This window comes from Polaribacter sp. (assembly GCF_965656025.1).
Classification (GTDB): domain Bacteria; phylum Bacteroidota; class Bacteroidia; order Flavobacteriales; family Flavobacteriaceae; genus Polaribacter.
This window is the reverse complement of the sequence record NZ_CBFHJT010000141.1, coordinates 1-1,591: the sequence shown is the minus strand read 5'-3', so window position 1 is coordinate 1,591 and position 1,591 is coordinate 1. Positions and strand designations below refer to the sequence as shown.

Here is a 1,591-nt window from a genome sequence, read left to right as displayed (position 1 = left end):
ATCAGAAAGTATCCATTTAGCAGATTTCCCTGTTTTTGATAAAAACTTTGTAGACAAAAGTTTAGAGCGTAAAATGGAAAATGCACAAATAATTTCTTCTTTGGTATTATCTTTAAGAGCTAAAGAAAAAATAAAAGTGCGTCAGCCATTACAAAAAATTATGATTCCTATTGATAATCATCAACAAAAGGAAGAAATTTTAGCTGTTGCCAACTTAATTAAGCACGAGGTTAATATTAAAGAAATTCAGATGATGGAAGATGCTTCTGACATTTTAATAAAGCAAATAAAACCAAATTTTAAAGCCTTAGGCCCTAAATTTGGAAAAGATATGCGTTTTATTGCAGCAGAGGTACAAAAGTTTACACAAGAAGATATTAACAAAATAGAGAAAGATAAAAACATTTCTATAGAAGTTAATGGAAAAAATATTACTTTAGAACTGTCAGATGTAGAAATATCTTCTAAAGATATAGAAGGTTGGTTAGTTGCAAACGAAGGCGCATTAACAGTAGCTCTAGATGTTACCATTACAGAAGAATTACGTAAAGAAGGTATAGCTAGAGAATTAATTAATAGAATTCAGAACGCAAGAAAAGACACGGGTTTAGAAGTTACAGATAAAATTAAATTAACGGTTGTAAAAGATCCAAGTTTAGAAAATGCTATAACTGCAAACAAAAACTATATCATGAGCGAAACTTTAACCAATGAATTGGGATTTGTAGATGCTTTAGAAAATGGTACAGAAATCGAGTTTGACAAAATAAAAAGTAAAATATTAATAGAAAAAATCTAAGATTATGTCAGAGGTTAAATTAAAGTATTCAGACGAAGATTTACAGGAATTTAAAGCAATTATAGATAAAAAAATTGCAAGAGCTAAAGAAGATTTAGCTTTACTAGAAGCTTCTTATAAAAATGATGCAAATAATGGTACAGATGATACATCACCATCTTTTAAATCTTTTGATGAAGGTTCTGATGTAATGAACAAAGAAGCAAATGTGCAATTAGCAATCAGACAAGAAAAGTTTATTAGAGACTTAAAAAATGCACTTTTACGAATAGAAAATAAAACCTATGGTATTTGCAGAGTTACAGGTAAATTAATTCAAAAAGAACGTTTAAGGTTGGTGCCACATGCCACTTTAAGTATAGAGGCTAAACGTAAACAATAGGTTGCTTTTAAAAACATACTATAAACCCTAATAGAAGTAGATTCTGTTAGGGTTTTTTTAATTGTTACATATTTTTAAATGAGATATTTATCTTATTTTTGATAAGATGAAAAAGAGTTTTATAATTATTTTTATGCTTTTTGTTTGTTTTTTGGTTTTTAGAAATCAAGATTTAAGCACAAATAAAACTTTAGTAAAAGAAAAACATAAACGTTTTATAAAAAATCACCAATTACAAGGTAATTTAAAATTATCAAAAAAAGAAAGAATTGCAGCAGGTATACCACCTAATAAATATTTAGAACAACTGTATTTGTTAGAAATAAACCCTTATACTGGTAGAACTTATCCAGAAAATATTTACAAAGTTCAACAAAATTTAAAGAAACAAAGAAAACTACAAAGAAGAA

3 protein-coding genes are annotated in these 1,591 nt (G+C 27.3%); all 3 read left to right on the top strand.

The genetic code is table 11. The annotated features are described in order from the left end of the window. Nucleotides 1-799, top strand: a 799-nt coding sequence (locus ACTG3S_RS14420) for a DUF5915 domain-containing protein (protein ID WP_439130030.1), incomplete at its 5' end; no start/stop codon positions are given. 4 nt (nucleotides 800-803) lie between these two features. Continuing rightward, a complete protein-coding gene (locus ACTG3S_RS14415) occupies nucleotides 804-1,181 on the top strand; it encodes a TraR/DksA family transcriptional regulator (RefSeq protein ID WP_439130029.1) in 378 nt (125 codons plus the stop codon). Between the two features lie 106 nt (nucleotides 1,182-1,287). Further along, a partial coding sequence (locus tag ACTG3S_RS14410) for a hypothetical protein (RefSeq protein ID WP_439130028.1) occupies nucleotides 1,288-1,591 on the top strand: 304 nt, incomplete at its 3' end.

Bases quoted from the DNA above. Each gene is read 5' to 3' on its own strand.
- ACTG3S_RS14415 (WP_439130029.1), top strand. From the start codon at position 804: ATGTCAGAGGTTAAATTAAAGTATTCAGACGAAGATTTACAGGAATTT.